General features: G+C 69.2%; 7 protein-coding genes. 4 read left to right on the top strand and 3 right to left on the bottom strand.

What is annotated here, in order from left to right; translation table 11 throughout:
- Positions 1–702 (top strand): FadR/GntR family transcriptional regulator (locus VXC91_RS42380; protein ID WP_329512685.1); only part of this gene is annotated, 702 nt, incomplete at its 5' end.
- Between the two features lie 334 nt (positions 703–1036).
- On the top strand, positions 1037–1480 hold the full coding sequence (locus tag VXC91_RS42375) for a universal stress protein (RefSeq protein WP_329512684.1): 444 nt from the start codon (positions 1037–1039) through the stop codon (positions 1478–1480).
- A 407-nt stretch (positions 1481–1887) separates the two neighbouring features.
- Here VXC91_RS42375 and VXC91_RS42370 read toward each other — a convergent pair whose 3' ends face one another.
- On the bottom strand, positions 1888–3003 hold the full coding sequence (locus tag VXC91_RS42370; protein ID WP_329512683.1) for a GNAT family N-acetyltransferase: 1116 nt from the start codon (positions 3001–3003) through the stop codon (positions 1888–1890).
- Between the two features lie 57 nt (positions 3004–3060).
- Between VXC91_RS42370 and VXC91_RS42365 the strand changes: the two genes are divergently transcribed.
- Positions 3061–3189, top strand: coding sequence for a hypothetical protein (locus tag VXC91_RS42365; RefSeq protein ID WP_329512682.1), 129 nt, complete (start codon positions 3061–3063; stop codon positions 3187–3189).
- A gap of 282 nt (positions 3190–3471) precedes the next feature.
- Here VXC91_RS42365 and VXC91_RS42360 read toward each other — a convergent pair whose 3' ends face one another.
- Positions 3472–3987 (bottom strand): hypothetical protein, encoded by a 516-nt coding sequence (locus VXC91_RS42360; protein WP_329512681.1) that lies wholly within the window; start codon positions 3985–3987, stop codon positions 3472–3474.
- Positions 3988–4148: 161 nt separating this feature from the next.
- On the opposite strand from VXC91_RS42360, the gene VXC91_RS42355 reads away from it, so the two are divergent.
- Positions 4149–4469 carry a DUF6924 domain-containing protein gene (locus VXC91_RS42355; RefSeq protein ID WP_329512680.1) on the top strand — a complete coding sequence of 107 codons (321 nt, stop codon included), beginning with the start codon at positions 4149–4151 and terminating at the stop codon, positions 4467–4469.
- Positions 4470–4668: 199 nt separating this feature from the next.
- On the opposite strand, the gene VXC91_RS47325 is transcribed toward VXC91_RS42355, so the two are convergent.
- The coding region (locus VXC91_RS47325; RefSeq protein ID WP_408057610.1) for a sigma factor-like helix-turn-helix DNA-binding protein at positions 4669–4909 on the bottom strand (241 nt) is incomplete at its 5' end.

Raw genomic sequence — 4909 nt, 5'->3', positions numbered from 1 at the left:
ATGTCCGCAGTCGAGAAAGCTTTCCACGGTCTACGGCACATGATCGCAACGGGGCGTCTCGGCCCGGGTGAGCGCATCCCGCCCGAAGGCGAGCTGTGCGAGGAACTGAGCGTCTCACGCGGATCGCTGCGCGAAGCTGTGCGGATGCTCGCCGCCCTGGGCGTGATCGAACCACGCCACGGATCGGGCACATACGTCTCCCGGCTCAGGCCGCAGGACGTCATCGGCAGCCTCGCGTTGACCCTCGAACTCCTCCCCCTCCCGGGCCTGTTGGAGGTCTCCGAGATCCGGCGCGTGCTGGAGGCCCACGTCGCGGCCCAGGCCGCGGCGCGCTGCACCCCGGAGACGGTGCGCACGCTCTTCTCGCTCATCGAGGAGATGGAGGCCACCGACGACCCCACCCAGGCCTCCGAACTCGACCATCGCTTCCACGCGGAGATCGCACAGATCGGCGGCAACCCGACCCTGGCCTCCCTTTTGTCGGTCTTCCGTGCCCGCTCCCGCAAGTACCAGGTCTTCACCCTGCCCGAGGGCCCCCGGTTGCGCGGCAAGAGCGACGAGGACCACCGTGTCCTGGCCACCGCGATCGCCGACCGCGACCCCGTCGCGGCCGCCGGCGCCGCGCAGGCGCATGTAGCCCAGACGGAGCGGTGGCTGCGCACCTTCATGCCTGCCGTGCAGGAAGACGACGACGCCGGCTGAAACCCTGCAACAGCAGGGGGCCGATCGACTCTCCCGGCCTGTCACCGCCCGGCGCCGTGCCCCGCTGCCCGCCCACCGGCGCCCTGGTGGCCCTCAGCCGGAAATTGGGACAACCGACCCTTCCCGGTCATGAGACCGTAGGCGAATGCGGCGGTGATCCGACGAGGATCGAGGGGTGCTGGACGGTCCGCCCTCCAGGCCACGACGTCACCGCCGACGTGGCGATTCCGATCACGAAGGAACAGCAGGCCACCCCGGGCCGTTTCATCCATCGAAGACGCGTTGTCCAGCGTCGGTAAGCCTTTGCGCACCTCTCGGAAGGGTCAACACGTTCATGTTCCACCACATTCTGGTCGCCATCGATCCGAGCCCCGCACGCCACTCCGCGCTGCGCCTGGCCGGTGACATGGCCCGGCTGACCCAGGCCAAGGTCAGCGTTCTGCACATCGCCGCATCCGCTGCCTCGGCCTCGCTCGGCGCCGTCGTCTCCCTGGAGGACGACACCGAGGCCAAGGCGGTACTGGACGAGGCCCTCGCAGAACTGCGCGAGAAGGGCGTCGCAGCGGACGGCACCGTCACCCAGGCCTTCACCACGATGATCGCCCCCACCATCTCCGACACCGCCGAGGAAGTGGGGGCCGACCTCATCGTCGTCAGCCCCCACCACCGCGGGACCGTCGAGGCGTTCTTCCACCCGCGCGTCAGCGACGCCGTCGCGCACGCCAGCCGGGTCGCCGTGCTCCTCGCCCCCGAAGAGCCCGATGCGGCTGAAAAGTGACCTGTGAGCACCTTGTATCGGGCCGCGTTCACGCGGCCCTGACCAGGTAGACGCAACCGGTCACGCGGCGAGCGTAGGGCGTCGGCCTCCGCGGCCGATGCCAAATGCCCCCGCCTGACGGCGTCCGGCTCCGCTCCAGGCCTTCTCGGCCTGGAGCTTCTGGCCGGAGCCGGGGCGCACCGCCGTCGACCTACGGCCCGCCCCGGTACCGGTCGCGTCCGTCCCGGAGAACCCACGGACGCCACACTCGGTGACTGCACGAACCGCGCGTCGGCCACGGTGCGCCGCCACCTCGGCCCTCATGAGCAACGTGCGGACGCCATGACCGGACGCGCTGGTTCCACCGAGCGCCACATCCGGACCTCCGGCACGGCGATGACGCGTTACCGGGAGTCGGAGAACGGTGCTCAGCGTGTGCGGGGCCCCGCCCCTCCGGAGCCGGGCCCACCGGATGTGCGCAGATTCCCTACCGTCTTCAGCAACCGGTCGGCCGGTTCTCTCAGCTGGGGGTGGGCCAGAACCGTGTTGCGCAGACCGCGCACCGGCCTGCGCCACAGCCGGTGCGCCGTCGCCACCGGATGAGGCCGGCTCGCGAACCCTTCGCCGACACGCAGCTCTCGGGTCTTGAGCCAGTCCTTGTATTCTTTGTCGCCGCGCCCCATGTCCACGAGCGTCACACCGTGCCGGGCCGCCGCCTCCGCCAGCCGGAGGTGCATGATCAGCCCGGGCGAGTAGTAGCGGAGCTCGGGGTCGTACGCGGTGAACCAGGCTGCGAGCACCGTGCTCGACCGCGGCCCGAAGTGTGCCGCCACCGGCCGCTCGCCGGCGTACAGCACGGACAGCACTCCGGTGAAGTGCTCCTCGCGGACGTGGAACAAGTAGTCCACCAGGTCCACGATCCACGGCCGCGAGAACCGGTCCATCCGTCCCGTGCGGCGGTACTGGGCGGACTTCCACTGCATGAGCGTGCGCAGCGCCCGCGGATCGCGCTCGTCGAAGATGAAGCGCACGTCACCCAGGTCCCGCCCCAGACGGCGTTCCTTCTTCAGCACCGTCTTCGCCAGCCCCGGATACGCACCGCGCAACCATTGCGCGTAGTCGCCGTCGCCAGGCTTCACGTCGAGCACCGGTGAGGCGAACGTCCCCGTGACGTAGGCGCCGAACGGCTCCTGCACCTGGACAAGGTGGTCGAACTCGAAAATGGACAACCCGCAGGCTCGCAAGAGGTCCCGGGTGTCCCAGGAGACCCCGGGCCGGTGCACGAGGGCCTGGCAGTCGGACAGGCCGAGACCGATGGCCCGACCCACGCCGAAGGCGTTGCGCTCGTACGGGAAGAAGCCGACCGGCTCTCCGTCCTCACGCAGGACGGCCACCCGTGCCCCGCTGCGGTACCTGCCGATCCCGATCGCGAACTCCGGGGCCAGGAACGGGTTGGCGTATTCGGGCGACGCATCCATGGCCTGGTGCCAGGCCCCGCGCAGCGAGTCGGTCAGTTCGTCGAATCTGTGAACGGTGATGTCCACCTCACATCAACTGCCCTTCCACAGGCGCCGCGAGAAGCGTGCCGGTGGCGGCACGGGATGACAGGGCTTGTTGACGACTACTCATGGATCGCATGGGCGACCGCTCCCCCCTATGACGCGCTGTCCGCGTCCTTCCACTGCTTTGGGCATCTGATGACCCCCGCCGTGCACACGCTCAGTCTGTGACCGATCTACGACCGACACGAGTATCCGGCGAGGCTCAAACGTCGCGAAACAGTACGCAGGCTGTCAAGGGTGCCTGGTGTAACGAAAGAGCGCGGGTCGGACGTCCCGGTCGGACCGGCGCCTTCCGACCGCATCTCCCGGGCCGGTCCGGTCGTCGTCGCTTCAAGCTTCTCGCTCTCGGCATTCCGGCACTCGCCGTCCCTCGTACTCGCCCGGCCCGGCACCGCCCGGCACCTTCTCTCGGGGCGCCGCATGGATGAGCTCAAAGCGCTCGGCCCGTCTTCAAAGACCGGGCTGCCGTACGGATGAATAGAGGAACTCGTTCTTCCCCAAGGGCTGATCGGATACGAGCCCCATCCAAAGCACGACACCGTGGCGCCGCTCCCAGTAAGTCCCGTACGCGGCCTTGACCAGCCGCTCCGGCACGAACAGAAGGGGCCAGAGCCCCGCCATGGGTCCCCAGAGCAGCGCACCGACCAGTCCTGACACTGCGAGAAAGGCAGGAAAGCCCCAGTCGAAACTGCGCCGCAGCGAATCGCCCGGTGCGGGCAGGCCCCTTTCGGAGTCGGCCAGCGGCACCGCCCTCTCGAAGTCCCTTTTCTTACCGCCCGACCACCGCACGGGGGTGCATGCGAGCACCCCGAACACGGCGGCGAGTGCGGTGAAGAAGGCCACCGCCCACCACACCTCGGCAGCCTGGGGAACGCCACGCACGGCAAACGCCACGGGCACGCTGACAGCCGTGGCGCCCACCGCCTCCACGGCAGCCGCCAGTTGATCGTGGACATACCTGCGCACGGCGCTCCCCCTGCACCTGCCTCCCGATTCACGGGCACCACTGGCCACCATGCACGTGGTGACCGGCCCGACAGGAGGCTTCCGGGGCGTCACCGACTGTACGACGAAGGCCTACCCGGCGGAGTGTGACAGGAAGCGCATGAGAGGCGACCGTCGACGACGTGCTGAATGTGGTGCGCGCCGACGACAACTTGCCCGTCGTCTTCCTCGCCGACCGGATGACCATGCAGGCCGGGTGCCACGCGCCGCCGGCAGTCACCACGCTGACGCGGGAGGACTGCGAGGACGATGAGGACTTCGCGGAACGGACCGAGTTCGGCCGCGAGTTCCGCATCGTCCCGGCTGGGGTCCACCACGTCCACGCGAACCTGAGCATCGGCAACCTGGGCCTCCAGGAGTACGCCGCATGGCCCACGACGATGCCGAAGGGATCTTCCGGTCCTTCGGAACAGCCGACTCCTGAGCACAGAGGCGACCATTGAGGCGCGGGTCCGTCACAAAGCCCAGATGCGCTGAGCGAAGACGGCCATGTCCCCGCCCGGTGCCACCGCGAATCGGGCGAAACGCCGCGACCAGGGGCGGGCAACGAGACCTCCACGGCCAGGGTCGCAGCCGACGGCCCGATCTCGTTCACGATCAGCTCAGCCCTCGGCACGGTCGAACCAGGCTCGGACGCGGCCGTCATCCGTGAGGATCCTCTGCTCGTGTTTCCCGGAGCGGCGTACAGGCATCGACTCGGGCGCGGCCCCCGCCATGGCTCGGGCAGGCGGCCTGGCCGTGCCTGCTCGTTGCGTGCCTCGGAGCGAGGCCGTGCTCGCCGGCGTAGTCCTGGAGCAGTTGCCGGAGGTGGTACCTGGCCCGGTGGATGCGGGAGCCGACCGTGCCGGGGGTCACGCCCGTGAAGTCGGCGGTCTCTTGATAG

The organism is Streptomyces chiangmaiensis, assembly GCF_036281785.1.
Classification (GTDB): Bacteria; Actinomycetota; Actinomycetes; order Streptomycetales; family Streptomycetaceae; genus Streptomyces; species Streptomyces chiangmaiensis.
This window is presented reverse-complemented; position numbering and strand designations above follow the sequence as displayed.

Coding starts and splice junctions, on each gene's coding strand:
- VXC91_RS42365 (WP_329512682.1), top strand. CDS start 3,061: ATGACAGGGCTTGTTGACGACTACTCATGGATCGCATGGGCGACCGCT.
- VXC91_RS42375 (WP_329512684.1), top strand. CDS start 1,037: ATGTTCCACCACATTCTGGTCGCCATCGATCCGAGCCCCGCACGCCAC.